Below are 16,989 nucleotides of genomic sequence, written 5' to 3' on the forward strand. Positions count from 1 at the left end.
CTCCGCCATTCGTTCGTCGTCGGCAGTATTTTCCGTGTTATGGTTTTTCCCCACCCCCCTAAAACCATAGCTCAATGCCCGACATTTTGTATATCATCCTGGCCGCCGTGCTTGCCCTTGGGGTCGGCATTGTGGTCGGCAGGCAGCTGGCCGGCAAGGCCCGCCTGGACCACGAGGCCGACGCCAAAGCCCGCGCCCAACAGATCATCCAGGAGGCCGAAGCCCAGGCCACCCGCACCCGCGACGAGCGGATTCAGCAGTCGAAAGACAAATTCCGCCAGCTTAAGAACGAATTCGAACAGGAAAGCAAGCGCCAGAAGCAGGAGCTCGAATCCGAATTGACCCAGCGCCGCCAAGGTGTAGTAGAGCAGGAGCAAAGCATTAAGCAGCTTACCCTTACCACCCAGCGCCAGCTCGAGCAGATTCAGAAGAAAGAGCAGGACATGGACGCCCTGCGCGAAAAGCTCCAGAACGATTCGCAGCAGCAGCGCGAACGGCTGGAAGCCCAGGAGGAAAAGCGCCGGACTATCGTGGAAAACCAACTGGCCAAGCTCCAGCAGCGTGAGCAGGAAATCGAGGAGGAGCTGGAAAGCACCCGTGAGTCGCTCAACGCCCAGCTCACGCAAGTGCAGCACCAGCTGGAAACGATTTCGGGCCTGACCGCCGCCGAAGCCCGTGAGCAGCTAGTGGAGTCGCTCAAGAACGAAGCCCAGATTCAGGCCAGCTCCTACATCAAGGATGTGGTGGCCCAGGCCAAGCTTTCGGCCACCAAAGACGCCAAGAAAGTCGTGCTCGAAACTATTCAGCGCACCGCCGCCGAGCATGCCATTGAAAACTGCGTGTCCATCTTCAACATCGAGTCGGACGATGTTAAAGGGAAAATCATCGGCCGCGAGGGCCGCAACATCCGCGCCCTGGAAGCCGCTACTGGCGTCGAAATTATCGTCGACGATACGCCCGAGGCCATCATCATCTCTGGCTTCGACCCGGTGCGCCGCGAAGTAGCCCGCCTCTCGCTGCACTTGCTGGTGAAAGACGGCCGGATTCACCCGGCTCGCATCGAGGAAATCGTGGCTAAGACCCGCAAGAACATCGACGAGGAAATCGTTGAAATCGGCGAGCGGACCATCATCGACCTGGGCATTCACGGCCTGCACCCCGAGCTCATTAAGATGGTGGGCCGCATGCGCTTCCGCTCGTCCTATGGGCAAAACCTACTCCAGCACTCGCGCGAAGTAGCTAACCTCTGCGCCACGATGGCTGCCGAGCTGGGCCTGAACGTGAAGCACGCCAAGCGTGCCGGCCTGCTCCACGACATCGGCAAAGTAAGCACGGAGGAGCCCGAACTGCCCCACGCCATCCTGGGCATGGAGATGGCCAAGAAATACAAGGAGCATCCCGACGTAGTCAACGCCATTGGCGCCCACCACGACGAAATCGAGATGACGGCCATGATTTCGCCCCTCGTGCAGGCCTGCGACGCCATTAGCGGCTCCCGCCCCGGCGCCCGTCGCGAGATGATGGAAAGCTACATCAAGCGCCTCAAGCAGCTCGAAGAAACTGCTGTGTCATTCGACGGTGTGCTGCAGTGCTACGCCATTCAGGCCGGCCGCGAGTTGCGCGTGATGGTCAACGCCGACAACGTCACTGACGAGCGTGCCCAGGAGCTGAGCTACGAAATCTCGCAGAAGATCGAGAAGGAAATGCAGTACCCCGGTCAGATCAAGATTACTGTAATCCGGGAGATGCGCGCCGTAGCCTACGCCAAGTAGGCTGCCCATATTAAAGCAAACGAAAAGCCCCCGCGACAAGAGTTGCGGGGGCTTTTGCGTTAAAGTAGTGACGCGAACCCCATAGTTTATGTAGCCCACGCCATTGCAATCTTTCTGCCGTACAAGCTGCAAAACTTGCATTAGAGTCTTTGCTAAGCCGGCAGATAAGCCCGCAGCAGAATTCCTGGCGCTATTTATTTTTGCTGACTAACGTTGTCAATAAATCTATTCTACCTGGATCAATTTTGTCCCAATGGGGTGCTTTGTAAGCATACGAGTTAAACTTCTTCAGTTCTCTGTAGAATGGCAAGATGATCTGACTGTAGTTGCCAGTGAATTCTTTTATGAGCGTTCTACTGCTGCTGAAATCAGTGGCATGAAATAGCTGTACATGATATTGGTGTGATATATTCTCTATTTGAAGATAATAGCATTCTGGCTCTAAATTCCAGAGTATTTCATCTGGCCTTTGAATCCCTTTATTTAGTTGTATCAGCATAGTAACTAGTTGTTGAACAGGGTCAACAGGTACATCAGAGGCGTCAATAGCTAAGTGAAAATCCTGCCAGTGAAAGGTTATTGGTAGCCAGCCATGCTCTGGTATTCCAAACGCTATTTCTATTTTACACTCTTGGGTCATTACACAGAAAAACTTATTGCAAGAATATACTTCTACTGAGGTAAGCTACGGTGAAAGTAGGCCTATAACTCACTCCAATAAAAGGCGTCGATAGATTCATCTGGTTGTTGGTATTGATAGACATTGGCTAAGTCATCGGTAAGAAAGTATCCCAAAGTGGTTGAATAGACGATTAACTCATTGTCGGTGAAAATTCCGCGCAGCAGCTGCGTGGCAGCTTGTGTTTTTTTGTCCAATGTAATAGCACCAAGCTGACTCATGTGTACGTGCCACCCAAACGGACCAGCAGTAGTTGCAAATCCAATGGTGAGTTCCTTGGCCTGCGTAGTTATCTGCAGCACTAGTCGGCCCTGCTTACTTTGGGTTGATAGCACTATTTCAGATGTGCTGATGCCGATAGATATAAGTTGCGGAAAAGAGTCAAGTAGACGGGGGATTACGTAGTCAGTAAATTCTTTTTGGGTCATGGGGATAGTGACAAGTAATATTAACTGGTTTGTAATCTGCAAATTAACTAGTTTGGACTCTGCAAAAGCCGCTGATTGTCCATAACGAGCGGTTAGCCTTATTTATATCTACTCCTAAGTATTCCACGCCTTGCCGTATGACTCTACCGCTACGTCTGTCACTACTAGGGCTGTTATTGTCTTTAGGGCTACCTAGCTGCTCCGTATACGCCCCTATGCTGCCCGCCGCACCGCAGCTCACCGACAAAGGCCAGGCCGAAGTCCAGGGCACTACCTTTCTCAACGGCCGCTGGGAAGGAGCCGCCACCTATTCACCCCTCAAACACGTGCTGGTGCGGGCCGGTGGGGGCTTCAAAAATGACTCCGGCGACACCACCTACTTCCGGGGCCGGCAATACGAAGTCGGGCTCGGCGGCTACTATCCCCTGGGCCAGCACTGGCTCGTGAGTGGCCTCGGCGGCTTTGGTCAGGCCGTTAGCCGCCGCGGCTACGTGCAGCCCCAGTTCTTCATCGGAGAGCCCTACAACGTCGATTTCAACACCCGCTACAATAAGTATTTCGGCGAGCTGGCCCTTTCCTACCACAACCCCTGGGGCACCATCGGCACGGCCGTGCGCACCTCCCACGTCCGCTTCACCTCCTTGCTTTACAACGACCAGCCCCTGGCCCGCCTGCGCATGACTCGCCTCGACCCCATGCTGTTCATGCGGTTCGGGACTGAGCAAGGCGTCCTGCATTGGCTCAACGTACAAATCTCGGGCGGCATCACCGGCGTGCCGCTCGGCACCTACACCGTCGATAACAACGACCCCCACGAGTTTGAGTATCGCCGGCTACGCGAAGCACAGGTATTCACTGCCCTTAGTCTCGTCTTCTATCCGCACCGCCTGGCTCAGCCTAAACCGTAGGCTCTTCCAGCTTACTAAACACATTATTAAGCCCCTCGGCCCAGGTCGGGTGGGCAATAACCATGTTCTGCAGCTGCTGATATTTCAGCTTGCCCATCATTATCAGTTGAAACATGGTCATAATTTCACCGCCTTCCGCCCCCAGAATAGCTGCGCCAATTACTCGGTCTTGGGCGTCCACGAGTACTTTCCAGAAGCCTAATATCCGGCCCGTTTCGCGGGCCCGCCCGATGGTGCGTACTGGCATCTTGCCCACCCGGTACCGGATGCCCTGCTCCCGGGCCTGGTCCTCGTTTAGGCCAATGCGCCCCAGCTGCGGGTCCGTAAATACGGTGTAGGGCAGGGGCCGCTGCCTGGCCGAGCGCCATTTGCGGTGCAATAGTCCGTCGCGCACCACCCGGTAGTCGTCGTAGCTGATGTGGGTAAACTGCGGGCCGCCGTGCACGTCGCCCAGGGCATACACGCCCTTGGCCGCCGTTTCCAGCCGGTTATTGACTTGGATGTAGCCTTTCTCGTCGCTTTTGACCCCAATAACGTCTAGGCCTAGCTTATCTGAGTTGGGCACCCGGCCCGTAGCAATCAGCAGGTGGGTACCGCGCAGCCGCCTTTCTCCCTCACGAGTACGGGCCGAGAGCGTAACAACCCCTTCCGCATTCTGCGACACATGGTGGGCCTGCGCGCCTAGCACAAACTCAATGCCTTCGGCCGTCAGCATTTCCTCCATGGCCCCGCACACGTCCGCGTCTTCGTGCTCCAGCAGGTGCGCCCCCGACTCTATGATGGTGACCTTGCTGCCAAACCGGCGGAACATCTGCCCAAATTCCAGTCCGATATAGCCCCCGCCCAAAATCAGCAGATGTTCGGGTAGCTCCTGCAAATTCAGCAGTTCGGTGGTGGTCAGGTAAGGGACGTCGGCCAAGCCGGGCAAATCGGGCACCGCCGCCCGGGTTCCGGTATTGATGAAAATAAGTGGCGCGGTAAGCTCCTGGGCGGTGTTATCAGCTAACTTCACCTGCAGCGTGCGGGGCGCTGTGAAAGCCGCGTGGCCGTGCAGTACCGTAATGCCCTCGTGCTCCTTGGTTAGGTTCTCGCGCACTCCTGTACGGGAGCGTTGGATAATGGCATTCTTGCGGGCAATAACGGCCGGAAAATCCACTTCAGGTGCGCTGCTGCGGATACCGTAGTCGGCGGCGGTGCGAATCTGGTGGGCCCGTTCGGCCGCCGCCAGCAGGGCTTTAGTCGGCGAGCAGCCGTAGTTGATGCAGGAGCCGCCCAGGTGATTTTCCTCGACCAGAGCCACGGTCCGGCCAGCTTCTGCAAAGGCCGTAGCCAGCGGGTTGCCGGCCTGACCAGAGCCGATAATTAAAACATCGTATGAAGTAGGCATAAAAAGCGGAAATTGGCGGAGGAAACGGGTTCCGTACACGGCTGGCCCGGCTCCTGTTGAGCTTAAAGGATAAGCACTATACGCGGGGCCTACCGGAGTAGCCGCCCCGAGCCAGGCTTTTTCTGTTTTCTTCTACTATTCTGCCTTTCTTGTGGCTATAACAGTTTTGGCGCGGCTCCGGCTGCTGAGTGTTCTGGTGGGGTTGAGCAGTTGCTCGTCGTTGTACTTTCCGCCCCCGCCCCAGGCTCCGCTGCTCACCCAAAAGGGCGAGTTTAGCGGTGGTATTCACACCAACTTCAGCCAGAACACGGCCCTGCAGGGCGCTTACGCCCTCGGCGACCATATCGGGGTGCAGGGCAGTGCCTCCTTTCTGCGCTCAGATAAGAAACAGTCGTTTTTCGGCAGCAAAAACAACCGCAAATACGAAGAACACGACTTCGGCGAGCTTGGGCTCGGCTACTTCACCCGCCTGCGCGACGAGCGGGTGCTGGAGTTCTACGGCGGCTACGGCTTCGGGCACGGCAAGCGCACGGAGCGTAGTGAGGGCGTCACCAAGACCTTCGACGGCAACTTGTCTAAATACTACCTGCAAGCCAATTTTAGTAAGAAGGAAAGCAAAACCTGGCACTTTTTTGACCGCGACTGGCCCGTGTCCTACGGCATGGCTTTGCGCGCCAGCTACGTACAGCTGCACGATTTTACCATCGACGGCAAGCCCCAGGAAATGGAGGATAACATCTTCCTGGAGCCTATCAGCTTCACCCGTATCACCGTGCTGGGCCCCATCCAGTTTCAGATGATTAGCGGCAGCAACTTCGGCCTGCGTAGCCGCAAGTATCTGAAGGCGGCCAACTCGGTGTTTCAGTTGGGCATCATCGTGAACCTGGGCGGGCAGGCGGGCCCACGGTAGCAATTCATGGAAAGCACGAGGTGGATACCATGCTACTGTCAACAAAAAAGCCCTGGCGTGCGCCAGGGCTTTTTAATTCTCTTAAGAGGGGCAACCGACTACTTACCGCTCAGGACGCGCAGCATCGTGTCGCCGATTTCGGCGGGCGAATCTACCACGTGGATACCGCACTCGCGCATGATGGCCATTTTGGCGGCGGCCGTGTCGTCGGCACCGCCTACGATAGCCCCGGCGTGGCCCATGCGGCGGCCGGGAGGGGCCGTCTGGCCGGCAATAAAGCCTACTACGGGCTTCTTGTTGCCGGTTTCCTTAATCTAGCGGGCAGCCTCAGCTTCCATACCGCCGCAAATACGCGAAGGCTACCATCTCCGTGTCCCTACTGAGTATTGTAGTGAACGTGAGCCACCCGCAAATACTCAAAATGCTGGCTAGCGGTTTTCAAAAAATGAGCTGAGGGGCCGCTTAAACAAGCCGCTCGTTGTGCTCAGATACACAGTATCGCCGAGTTGAGCCAGATCCGTAAAATCGGCTCGGTTCAGACCGTCGTTCTTCAACGCGCGCACGCGCGGGGTGTTGCCCTGCCAGCGAAGCGTGTACAGACTGTTGTTCTCAATGCCGTATGTGATGCCCACGATGCTGTCGCCGACTGCGTGAAAGGTGCTGAGCACGAAGTAATCGGGGATGCCATTGCGTAGCTGCCAGCTTTGTCCATCATCCGACGAGGTGAACACTCCCTTCTGCCCGGAATTGTTGATGGCGTACAGCACGCCCTTATGCTTGTAGAAGGAGGTAATGGCCGTGTTTGGCGACATTAGAACTTGCTGTATCTGGCCGCTTTCACTGATTTTATATAAGCCATATGAAATGACGTTGACCAGGAAATAATCGTCAACGGCCACAATGGTATACGGCAGGACCTGCGGGAGGGGTAGGGTTATAGTCCGCGAGCTGACAGTCACGGGGCCCGTCGGCACGCCCGACTCTAGGCTCAGTCGGCTCAGCACAAAGTGCAGGGCTCGGTCGTTGGGCGCTACCGAGTAGCCGACCAGCGAAATGTTGTTAGAGGTAATTGCGCCTAGCGCAAAATAGGGGCTTGCCCGATTGTTGACGAACCCTACCGCCGTAGGATCGAGGCGGCGCAGGCTGATGTCGGCAGGCATGTTGTCGGGCGGGATGTGGGTAGTTGGGAAGGCCCGCAGGATCATATTGTCCTCGCCAACCGGCTTCAGATAAAACCGCCCATTCATTGGAATGCGGTTTGTCAGATCATACGGCAGCGGTTGGAAGGGCTGCCTGAACGCCGAGTAATAGAGCGGCCGGTTGGGCTGCGTTGCGCCGGATAGCGGCATGAGCCGTCCTAGGTACCCTAATTGCTGCAGATACAGCGAAGCCTCATCCTGGGTTATCTGAACGATATTCTTCTGGCTGCCGGCAAGCTGCTTCACCTCCGCCCAGCTGTACACTTTTTCCTGCACGACAATCTTTTCGACTTCTTTGGTGCAGGCAACGGTTGTCAGTAGGCTGATAGCTGACAAGACTTTCCCAATAGTGATGCGCATATTAAAATTTAGGAGGTATAGAATATTCCAAATAAAGGAATAAACCGCCAAAAAAAGAGCCCCGACGCGCGTCGGGGCTCTTTTCATAAAATCAACTGTCAGCAACCGACTACTTACCGCTCAGGACGCGCAGCATCGTGTCGCCAATTTCGGCGGGCGAATCCACCACGTGGATACCGCACTCGCGCATGATGGCCATTTTGGCGGCGGCCGTGTCGTCGGCACCGCCTACGATAGCCCCGGCGTGGCCCATGCGGCGGCCGGGAGGGGCCGTCTGGCCGGCAATAAAGCCTACTACGGGCTTCTTGTTGCCGGTTTCTTTGATCCAACGAGCGGCCTCAGCCTCCATGCCACCGCCGATTTCACCGATCATCACGATGCCCTCAGTTTCGGGGTCGTTCATGAGCAGCTCTACGGCTTCCTTGGTGGTGGTGCCAATGATGGGGTCACCGCCGATGCCGATGGCCGTGGTCTGGCCCAGGCCAGCTTTGGTCAGCTGGTCTACAGCTTCGTAGGTCAGCGTGCCCGACTTAGAAACGATGCCCACGCGGCCTTTCTGGAAGATAAAGCCGGGCATGATGCCTACTTTGCACTCACCGGCGGTCATTACGCCAGGGCAGTTAGGCCCGATCATACGCAGACCTTCGCGGCCTTTGAGGTATTCCTTCACCGCAATCATGTCCTTGGTGGGGATGCCTTCGGTGATGGTCACGATAACCTTGATGCCAGCGTCGGCGGCTTCCATGATGGCGTCGGCGGCGAAAGCCGGGGGCACAAAGATGATGCTGGTGTCGGCACCGGCTTTCTCAACGGCTTCAGCCACGGTGTTGAACACGGGACGGTCGAGGTGGGTGCTACCGCCTTTGCCGGGCGTTACGCCGCCAACCACGTTGGTGCCGTACTCAATCATCTGCTGGGCGTGAAACGAGCCTTCGGAGCCCGTAAAACCCTGCACAATCACTTTGGAATCCTTGTTGACCAGAACGCTCATTCGGAGAAGTGTTAAAGGCTACTATCAATTTGGGGTGGGAGCCAGCGGCCTGCCGGCTACCGGTGTGCAAAAGTAGCCTTTTTTGGGGGTGCAGCAAGCCACCCGCACAATCGGTTGTCAGTCAGAAAGCCCGAAGCCGGTAGGGACGTCCTTTCAACGATCAGCCGTAGCAGGTTAGAAAGGCATTGATCGGGTTTTTGGACTCAACTAGAACCAGTCGAGCCTACGAAGTTGTTGCCGGAGCCTGGGGTCGCGCCGGCCGCTGGCTTGGCCGGAAAAGCAAGGCGGGGCTTAGGGCTCCGTTGGCAAATGCGTACCTTTGCCGTCCTCTCACTCAAAAAAACGCTTACCTCTCTCATAATGTATTTGAATCACATCGTTGAGGCCATCGGCAACACGCCTCTGGTGAAGCTCAACAAAGTCACCGACGGCATCAAAGGGACGGTCCTGGCGAAGGTGGAGTACTTCAATCCTGGCAACTCGGTGAAAGACCGGATGGCCCTGAAAATGATTGAGGACGCCGAAAAAGCCGGTATTCTAAAGCCCGGCGGCACCATTATCGAAGGCACCAGTGGCAACACGGGCATGGGCTTGGCCTTGGGCGCTATTGCCAAAGGCTACAAGTGCATCTTCGTGATGAGCGACAAGCAAAGCAAGGAGAAGCAGGACATCCTGCGGGCTGTGGGCGCCGAGGTGGTCGTTTGCCCCGTCGATGTGGCTCCGGAAGACCCCCGTTCGTACTATTCGGTGGCCAAGCGCCTGAGTCAGGAAACGCCTAACTCATTCTACCCCAACCAGTACGACAATATGTCGAACACGGCGGCCCACTACGAAAGCACGGGCCCCGAAATCTGGAAGCAGACGGAAGGCACCATCACGCACCTGGCTTGCGGTGTAGGCACGGGCGGCACTATTTGCGGCACGGCCAAGTACATCAAGGAGCAGAAGCCCGAGCTGGTAACCGTGGGCCTGGACACCTACGGCTCCGTATTTAAGAAGTACAAGGAAACCGGGATTTTCGACGAAAACGAAATCTATCCTTATAAGACCGAAGGCATTGGGGAAGATATTCTTCCTAAAAATGTTAACTTTGACCTGATTGACTTGTTCATCAAAGTCACCGACCAGGACGCGGCTGTCATGACTCGACGGCTGGCCAAGGAAGAAGGCCTGTTTGTGGGCTGGTCGTGTGGCTCGGCGGTGCACGGCGCTTTGGAATACGCCAAAGAGCACTTGAAAGAGGAAGACGTGATGGTCATTATTCTCCCAGACCACGGCACGCGCTACCTCGGCAAAATCTACAACGACGACTGGATGCGCGAGCAGGGCTGGTTGTAACAGAATACCCCTGTTTGCGTTAGGCAGGGCTTACGCTTTCAACGGACAATGCTATGCCTAAGAAACTGCGCAATGTGGTGCTAGTCGACGATAACGAGACGACCAGCTTCCTTAATAACCGTCTGCTCAGCCGCCTCGACGTGGCCGATAAGGTCTACACCTTTTCCCGCGCCGAGCAGGCTTACGATTTCCTCTGGGGCAATGGCACGGACCGGGCTAGCTCCATGGAGCCCGATGCTCCTCAGTTGGTATTCGTGGATTTGAAAATGCCCGGCATGGATGGCTTCGAGTTCTTGGAGCAGTACAGCCAACTGCCCGCCGACATCAAGGAGAAGACGGTAATGGCCGTGCTGACTACCTCCATGCACTCGGCCGATACGGCCCGAGTGGCCAAGTACGAGGGCGTGGAATATCTGGCCAAGCCCCTGACCGAAGAAAAGATGCGTAAGCTGCTCGACAAGCGCTTCGTAACGAACTAATCTTAGCTTAAGCTCAAAAAGCTGAGTTATATAAAAGGCCGCTGCAAGTACTTGCAGCGGCCTTTTTGTGTTAAAAATGTGGTCAGTCATCCGCCTACACCACCGCCTCCACAAAACGGAAGGCTTCGCCGTCAAACAGGCCTTTGTCGCTGAGCTTGAGGCTAGGAATCACCAGCAGCGCCATAAACGACAAGGTCATAAACGGTGCCCCTAGCGGGCTGCCCAGGCGTTTGGACAAAGCATCAACAGCAGCGTAGGCTTCGGCTACGTAGTAGCCCGGCTGGTCCGACATCAGGCCAGCTACGGGCAGGGGCAGCAGGAGTTCTTCGCCATTGGGGCCCACGGCAGCCAGGCCCCCTTTGGCCTCCATAACCAGCGTAACGGCCCGGGCCAGGCTTTCGTCGTCGCAGCCCACGGCGGTGATGTTGTGGGAGTCGTGGCCCACGCTCGAGGCCAAAGCGCCACCCTTCAGGCCAAAACCGGTGATGAAGGACACGGCCGGTGCGGCGGGCTGGTAGCGGTTTACTACGGTCAGCTTCAAAATGTCATTCTCCACGTCGGGCACAACCAAGCCGTTTTCCACCTTGGCAGCTAGGTCGTGGCGGGCGGTGATAAGCTGGCCGTCGAAGCACTCGATGACGCGTACTATTGCCGTGGGGGCGGGAGCCGGCAACGCAAAATCCTGGGCCGTGACGGGCTGGACGTGGAAGTTGTTGACGACGGCCACGGGCCCGGCGGCAATGCGGGTTTCGCCATTTTCGGCCACCAGTTCGCCATCCAGATAGGTCTGGCGCACCAGGAAATCCCGCAGATTGTCGACCACGATGAAGTCGGCCGGGTCGCCTTCCCGGAGTAGTCCAACCGGCAATTTATAGTGCAGCACGGGGTTGAGGCAAGCCACGCGCAGTACGCTAAGCACGTCCTGGCCCCGGGCCACGGCCCGCTGCACCAACTGGTTGATGTGGCCCAGCACCAGCGTATCGGGGTGTTTGTCGTCGGAGCAGAACATCATATTCTCGTAGTGCTCCGGCAATAAGTCAATCAGGGCGTCAAAGTTGCGGGCTGCCGAGCCTTCCCGAATCAGGATTTTCATGCCCGCGGCCAGCTTGTCGAGGGCTTCTTCAGCCGTGAAGCATTCGTGGTCGGTGCTGATGCCGGCTTCGGCGTAGCGGCGGGCATCGTCGCCGCGCAGGCCGGGCGCGTGCCCATCCACGGGGCGGCCGTAGCGCTGGGCCAAGGCAATTTTCTCCATCACGCCCGCGTCGCGGTGCAATACGCCGGGCCAGTTCATCATTTCGGCCAGGTAGCCGATTTCTGGGTTTTGAAATAACTGCTCGATGTCCTGGGCCGTTATTTCGGCTCCGGCCGTTTCAAATGGCGTGGCGGGCACACACGACGGAGCTCCGAAGCAAAATTTGAATGGGACGGCGCGGCCACTTTCCAGCATGTATTCCACCCCAGCCACGCCCAGCACGTTGCCAATTTCGTGGGGGTCGGATACAGTAGCTACCGTGCCGTGCGTAACGGCCAGGCGGGCAAATTCGGCGGGTACCAGCAGGGAACTTTCCACGTGCACATGTGCGTCCACAAAGCCGGGTAGGGCGTAGGGCAAGGCCGCATCGGGCCCAGCGGCCGAATCCAGGTCAATGGCCCGGACCTTGCCCTCGCTCACATGAATAGTACCAGGCAGTATGGTGTTCGAAAACAGGTTGATAACGTTGGCGCGCAGGCTGAAATCGGCGGGCATAGGGCAGGAGGGAAGAAGGGGGAAAGTTGAGCTAGAGCAAAGGCGAACGGGTAAAGAACCGTATATTTGCCGAAAATCCGTGCCGGTGAGAAAGATTGTGACTTTGCTGTTGGCTGCCCTGATTGCTGGGTCTGGCCTTGCTACGACGAGCTGCGCCCGCCGCACCACGCAGCAGAAAAAAACGGCTTCCTTTAAGCGCAAAGCCAAATTCGGCAAAACTCCCTGTCCCTGCGATAGTCACTAAACCGGGGAGGCCCACTCGTTGTGTGCCTCGCCTGCTTTCCGCCCCGCTTCTGCGTCTACCTCTGTGAACTACTTCCGCACCCTGACTTTTGTGTCTTCCAAATACCTGCTGGCAACCCTGCTGGTAGTAGTCGGGCACTTCGTCGGGTGGGCGCAGCGGCGGCCCCACGCGGCCTTTATTCCGCCCACGTCCTACGACGAGCGCACCCGCAACCCTACGCTGCGCTACGAGCCCGGCGGCCGGCCCGGCTCGTTTCGGGGTCTCGATGGCGCCTGGCACCCGGTACAGATAGCCGACTGGCTGCCTGACCGGGTATATCTGAACGAGAGTGGCAATTACTACCGGGCCTACTCGCCGGAGGAAATGACGGCCTTCGTGCTCAGCAATTCCGACACGGTAATAACAGTAGCGGGCGTAGCGCCTGGCAAGTTAGGGCAGCTGCACACCGCTTTCGGCCAGCAGCTGTTCCGCGGCGCGGGCATGCAGCTCGTCGACGTGACCGACCCTGTCACCTCGCTTATCAGCGTATTTATCCGACCCCACAAGCTGTTGCTGCGCAAAAATGCTGGCGACTGGATCTTGCTGCCCAAACAAAAAGCTGTGCTGCAGCCCCTGCTGCTCACCTTGCTGGCCGACGACCCCGCGCTGGTGGCGAGGCTGCAGGCCAAGCGTGTGGGCCGCTGGCAGGTGCAACGCCTACTAACCGAGTATGCTGATTTTCGAACCACGCAATTTTTGCAAACGGCTGCTCAGCCGCGTCCTTAGCCTGTAGCCTATGTCTTCCGAAAATCCTCTGATTGCCTTGCGTAAAGCCGCTGAAGCCGTGCGCCAGCAGCTCCAGGTCAATGAATTTGATGCCGCAGGCGTGCAGCGCCTCGATACCTTCATCAATGAGCAACGTGCCAGCATCAAGGATGCCGAGCGCGAAGGCGTAATTTCGGCCCTGGGTTGCTTTCTGGGCCAGTGCCTGGTAAGCACCTACCAGGGCGAGTGGGCCCTGGGGCCCGACAAATCCACTGGCGTCGGCATTGCCGGCCAGCATTTTTTCAACCCCTTCTACCGCGTCTCGCAGCAGCTGGCTCATGGCCAAAAAGAGTCTGTTGCCGTATTCTTCGCGGGTATACCTGAACGCCTGGCCGTCGTGCCCCGTCGTAAAAATTGGATTTAGTGACTACTCCTAGCCCTCAGCCCACCGACTTTGCCATGAGAAAAATCGTCATTGCCATCGACGGCTACTCTTCCTGCGGCAAGAGCACCACGGCCAAAGCCGTAGCGGCCGAGCTGGGCTACGCCTACATTGATACCGGGGCCATGTACCGGGCCGTGACGCTCTACCTGCTGGAGCGCGGTATTGCCTTCGACGACCTGCCCCGCGTGGAGCAGGCTCTGCACGACATTCACATTGCCTTCAAGCGCAACCGCAAAACCGGCCGCAATGAGCTCTGCCTCGACGGCGTGATTCGGGAGGATGAAATCCGGCAAATGCGTATTTCCAACTCCGTGAGCGAGGTTTCCGTCATTCCGGCCGTGCGTCACACCCTGGTAGCCCAGCAGCAGCGCATGGGCCGCAAGCGGGGCGTGGTCATGGACGGGCGCGACATCGGCACCACCGTTTTCCCTGATGCCGAGGTCAAGATCTTTATGACCGCCGACGTGGAAACCCGGGCCCGCCGCCGGCAAGAAGAGCTGGCCGATAAAAATGAGCACGTCGAGCTCGAAGAAATTGTGGAAAACCTGCGCAAGCGTGACTACATTGACTCGACCCGCACCGAAAGCCCCTTGCGCCGCGCTTCCGACGCCGTGCTGCTCGACACGACCCACATGATGATTGACGAACAAGTCGATTTCGTGCTGGAGCGGGTGTCGGCGCGGCTGTTTGAGCGCAGCGTTCTGGCCATGACCGGCGAGCAGGAACGGAATGCTCCCGGAGCTGGTCTATAAGAAATAAGGGCGCGAATGTTGTAAGCAGCGCCGCATGTTTGCTACTGAAGGAAGAGTCATGAATGTAACGATAGATAAAAATTCGGGGTATTGTTTCGGGGTAGAATTCGCTATTCAAATGGCGGAAGACGAGCTGGCCCACGAGCCGACCCTGTACTGCCTGGGCGATATTGTGCACAACCGCATGGAAGTGGAGCGCCTGCACCAGCAGGGCCTGCGCATCATTGAGCGGGAACAGCTTCAGAACCTGCACGACTGCAAGGTGCTGATCCGGGCCCACGGCGAGCCGCCAGAAACCTACGAGCTGGCTCTGCGCAACAACCTGGAGCTCATCGACGCCTCGTGTCCGGTGGTGCTTAAGCTGCAAAACCGCGTCAAGCACGCCTTCGACAGCACCACCCGCCAGAATGGACAGGTAGTTATCTACGGGCAGCCCGGGCACGCCGAGGTAACCGGCCTCAATGGACAAACCGGCAACCAGTCCATCATCGTGATGACCGAAGCCGACCTCGATCAGATTGACTTCGCCCGGCCCGTGACGCTGTTTAGCCAGACGACTAAGAGCACCGCGGGCTTCTACCACATGAAGGAGCTTATCGAGCAGCGCATTGCCGCCGCCGGGGGCAGCCTGGAGTCGTTTGACGCCAATGACAGTATCTGCCGGCAGGTCAGCAACCGGGAGCCTGCCCTGCGCAAGTTCGCCGTGGACTACGACGTGGTGCTGTTCGTGAGTGGCCGCAAGAGTTCCAACGGTAAGGCTCTGTTTAGCGTGGTAAACCAGACGAATCCGCGCAGCTACTTTATCGAAAACGAGCAGGAACTGGACGAGGCCTGGCTGCAGGGTGCCCACAACGTGGGTATCTGCGGGGCTACCAGCACCCCGATGTGGCTGATGCAGCGCGTGGCCGACCGGGTCACGCAGATTGCCGAGAGCCTACCAGTGTAGCGGGCAGACGGGCGCTAAAAACCCGGAATTGCTACTCGCAAACTTCGTTATTTGCCCGGCCGGTTTTGGCCGGGTATTTTTTTGCCTTCTTCGCACTATGAGCAGGTTTTTCAACTACTTTCTGAACGGGTTCCTGATTGTGGCGCCCATCGGCCTGACGATTTACATTCTGTTTTCCATCTTTAGCTGGCTCGACCACACCTTCGACTTGAGCTGGGATGGCAGTCACATTCCCGGCCTGGGTTTGCTGCTAATCATCGGCATGATTACGGCGGTGGGTTTTATTGCCAAGTCGTTTATGGTGCGACCTTTCCTGGTGCTGGCCGAGCGAATCCTGCACCGCACCCCGCTGGTCAGCATCATTTATTCCAGCCTCAAGGACTTATTCGACGCCTTCGTGGGCGACAACCAGAAGTTTAATCAGCCCGTGCTGGTACTCATGAATAAGGCTACCCAGTGCTATAAAATGGGTTTTGTAACCCAAACCAGCATGACCGTTATTCACCGCGAGGCGCTGATGGCCGTGTACTTCCCGCACTCCTACAACTTCTCCGGGGAGCTAGTGTTGGTGCCCGCCGACAACGTGACCTACCTCGATTTGCCCAGCAGCGACGTTATGAAATTCATCGTCTCGGGCGGCGTCAGTCGGCTCTGATTCAGGCACCGGTCTGCATGTGGTAGGCAACGCGCCACGGTCTGCAAGTAGCATTTACGAGTCAACAGTAACCTGCGCAAGGCTGGTTTTACCGTAGACCCTAGCTGCTTGTTGTTACCTGTTGACTAGTACATGAAAACCACGCTGCACTTTCGCAAGTACGGGGCCGGGCCGCGGGTGGTGCTGGCGTTTCACGGCTACGGCCAAAACGAGGGCCACTGGCGCGGCATGGCCACCATGCTAGGCCCCGACGTGACGCTCTACGCCTTCGACTTATTTTACCACGGCCAAAGCAAGTTGGCCAAGGCCGACGCGCCCCTACGCAAAAAACGGCTAGGCGAGTTGCTGGGTCAATTCCTGGCCGAGCACAACATTAATTCCTTCGGCCTGCTGGCCTTCAGCATGGGGGCCAAATTTGCCCTGACCGCCGTGGAGCAGTTCCCGGACAAAGTGGAAAAACTCTGGCTGATTGCGCCCGACGGTATCAAGACCCAGTTCTGGTACGCCCTGGCTACATATCCGCCCTGGATGCGAGGCGTGCTGGGCCGGGCCGTGCTGCGCCCCGAGCGGTTACTGCGCTTTATCAACACGCTGGCCCAGCGCCGCCTTGTCGATTCGGGTCTGGTGCGCTTCGCCGAGTGGCAGCTCGAAAGCCGGGAGAAACGCCTGCGCGTGTACCGCAGCTGGGTCGGGTTTCGCCACCTTGTCTTTGACACCAAGCGGCTGGCCTTCCTGCTAAATCAGCGGCCTACGCCCATCACGTTTTTCCTGGGCAAATACGACCGGGTAATTCCCCACGCCGGCCTGCAGGAATTCATTGCCTCCCTCAAAAATGCCCACACCGTGCTCCTGGAAGCCGGCCACGCCGGCCTGATCTACGACGTAGGGAGCTACGTGCGCCGCCACCCGGAAGAGGTGAGGTGGTAATGTGTCCTTGCGAGTAGCGCGAAGCAATCCACCCTTTGCGAACAGCACGTTCTTTTGCTAGAAAGCCCTCAACCGTAG

General features: G+C 57.5%; 16 protein-coding genes and 2 pseudogenes. 11 read left to right on the top strand and 7 right to left on the bottom strand.

The features are described 5' to 3' along the window. Positions 1 to 74 precede the first annotated feature (74 nt). Entirely contained in the window at positions 75 to 1,772 is a 1,698-nt protein-coding gene (rny, locus tag MUN80_RS09360) for a ribonuclease Y (RefSeq protein WP_244722709.1), read from the top strand. A 190-nt stretch (positions 1,773 to 1,962) separates the two neighbouring features. Here rny and MUN80_RS09365 read toward each other — a convergent pair whose 3' ends face one another. Together MUN80_RS09365 and MUN80_RS09370 are read right to left on the bottom strand one after the other, a co-directional pair. Further along, positions 1,963 to 2,412, bottom strand: coding sequence for a hypothetical protein (locus tag MUN80_RS09365; RefSeq protein WP_244722711.1), 450 nt, complete (start codon positions 2,410 to 2,412; stop codon positions 1,963 to 1,965). A 62-nt stretch (positions 2,413 to 2,474) separates the two neighbouring features. Next, the gene (locus tag MUN80_RS09370; protein ID WP_244722713.1) at positions 2,475 to 2,879 is read right to left on the bottom strand and encodes a hypothetical protein; all 405 of its coding nucleotides are present in this window, start codon (positions 2,877 to 2,879) and stop codon (positions 2,475 to 2,477) included. A gap of 215 nt (positions 2,880 to 3,094) precedes the next feature. Here MUN80_RS09370 and MUN80_RS09375 point away from each other — a divergent pair, with 215 nt between their 5' ends. Continuing rightward, a complete protein-coding gene (locus MUN80_RS09375; RefSeq protein WP_244722716.1) occupies positions 3,095 to 3,787 on the top strand; it encodes a hypothetical protein in 693 nt (230 codons plus the stop codon). Here the strand turns inward: MUN80_RS09375 and MUN80_RS09380 are convergent. Beyond that, positions 3,777 to 5,174 (bottom strand): mercuric reductase, encoded by a 1,398-nt coding sequence (locus tag MUN80_RS09380; protein WP_244722719.1) that lies wholly within the window; start codon positions 5,172 to 5,174, stop codon positions 3,777 to 3,779. The genes MUN80_RS09375 and MUN80_RS09380 overlap by 11 nt on opposite strands. Positions 5,175 to 5,325: 151 nt before the next feature. On the opposite strand from MUN80_RS09380, the gene MUN80_RS09385 reads away from it, so the two are divergent. Next, positions 5,326 to 6,084, top strand: coding sequence for a hypothetical protein (locus tag MUN80_RS09385; protein ID WP_244722722.1), 759 nt, complete (start codon positions 5,326 to 5,328; stop codon positions 6,082 to 6,084). Positions 6,085 to 6,182: 98 nt separating this feature from the next. Here the strand turns inward: MUN80_RS09385 and MUN80_RS09390 are convergent. The 3 genes and pseudogenes from MUN80_RS09390 to sucD form a co-directional block, all read right to left on the bottom strand. Further along, positions 6,183 to 6,434: pseudogene (locus tag MUN80_RS09390) on the bottom strand (succinate--CoA ligase subunit alpha); the annotation flags it as partial. 78 nt (positions 6,435 to 6,512) lie between these two features. Continuing rightward, positions 6,513 to 7,643, bottom strand: coding sequence for a hypothetical protein (locus MUN80_RS09395; RefSeq protein ID WP_244722724.1), 1,131 nt, complete (start codon positions 7,641 to 7,643; stop codon positions 6,513 to 6,515). A 109-nt stretch (positions 7,644 to 7,752) separates the two neighbouring features. Further along, a complete protein-coding gene (gene sucD, locus MUN80_RS09400; protein WP_244722727.1) occupies positions 7,753 to 8,634 on the bottom strand; it encodes a succinate--CoA ligase subunit alpha in 882 nt (293 codons plus the stop codon). Positions 8,635 to 8,994: 360 nt separating this feature from the next. Here sucD and MUN80_RS09405 point away from each other — a divergent pair. Both MUN80_RS09405 and MUN80_RS09410 read left to right on the top strand, forming a co-directional pair. Next, a pseudogene (locus MUN80_RS09405) lies at positions 8,995 to 9,969 on the top strand (PLP-dependent cysteine synthase family protein); the annotation flags it as partial. 56 nt (positions 9,970 to 10,025) lie between these two features. Beyond that, positions 10,026 to 10,451, top strand: a complete 426-nt coding sequence (locus MUN80_RS09410; protein WP_244722730.1) for a response regulator — start codon at positions 10,026 to 10,028, stop codon at positions 10,449 to 10,451. Positions 10,452 to 10,545: 94 nt separating this feature from the next. Here MUN80_RS09410 and ade read toward each other — a convergent pair whose 3' ends face one another. After that, a complete protein-coding gene (ade, locus tag MUN80_RS09415; protein WP_244722732.1) occupies positions 10,546 to 12,198 on the bottom strand; it encodes an adenine deaminase in 1,653 nt (550 codons plus the stop codon). A 307-nt stretch (positions 12,199 to 12,505) separates the two neighbouring features. On the opposite strand from ade, the gene MUN80_RS09420 reads away from it, so the two are divergent. The 6 genes from MUN80_RS09420 (at position 12,506) to MUN80_RS09445 (ending at position 16,911) form a co-directional block, all read left to right on the top strand. Next, on the top strand, positions 12,506 to 13,207 hold the full coding sequence (locus MUN80_RS09420; protein ID WP_244722735.1) for a hypothetical protein: 702 nt from the start codon (positions 12,506 to 12,508) through the stop codon (positions 13,205 to 13,207). Between the two features lie 10 nt (positions 13,208 to 13,217). Beyond that, a complete protein-coding gene (locus MUN80_RS09425; protein WP_244722737.1) occupies positions 13,218 to 13,610 on the top strand; it encodes a hypothetical protein in 393 nt (130 codons plus the stop codon). Positions 13,611 to 13,645: 35 nt separating this feature from the next. Then, positions 13,646 to 14,383 carry a (d)CMP kinase gene (cmk, locus tag MUN80_RS09430; RefSeq protein WP_244722743.1) on the top strand — a complete coding sequence of 246 codons (738 nt, stop codon included), beginning with the start codon at positions 13,646 to 13,648 and terminating at the stop codon, positions 14,381 to 14,383. Positions 14,384 to 14,441: 58 nt separating this feature from the next. Then, the gene (locus MUN80_RS09435; RefSeq protein ID WP_244722746.1) at positions 14,442 to 15,329 is read left to right on the top strand and encodes a 4-hydroxy-3-methylbut-2-enyl diphosphate reductase; all 888 of its coding nucleotides are present in this window, start codon (positions 14,442 to 14,444) and stop codon (positions 15,327 to 15,329) included. A 97-nt stretch (positions 15,330 to 15,426) separates the two neighbouring features. Further along, positions 15,427 to 15,984, top strand: a complete 558-nt coding sequence (locus MUN80_RS09440; protein WP_244722748.1) for a DUF502 domain-containing protein — start codon at positions 15,427 to 15,429, stop codon at positions 15,982 to 15,984. Positions 15,985 to 16,116: 132 nt separating this feature from the next. Then, positions 16,117 to 16,911: an alpha/beta fold hydrolase gene (locus MUN80_RS09445; protein WP_244722751.1), complete on the top strand. Its 795-nt coding sequence runs from the start codon at positions 16,117 to 16,119 to the stop codon at positions 16,909 to 16,911. Positions 16,912 to 16,989 lie beyond the last annotated feature (78 nt).

Origin of the sequence: Hymenobacter cellulosivorans, assembly GCF_022919135.1 — a bacterium.
Classification (GTDB): domain Bacteria; phylum Bacteroidota; class Bacteroidia; order Cytophagales; family Hymenobacteraceae; genus Hymenobacter; species Hymenobacter cellulosivorans.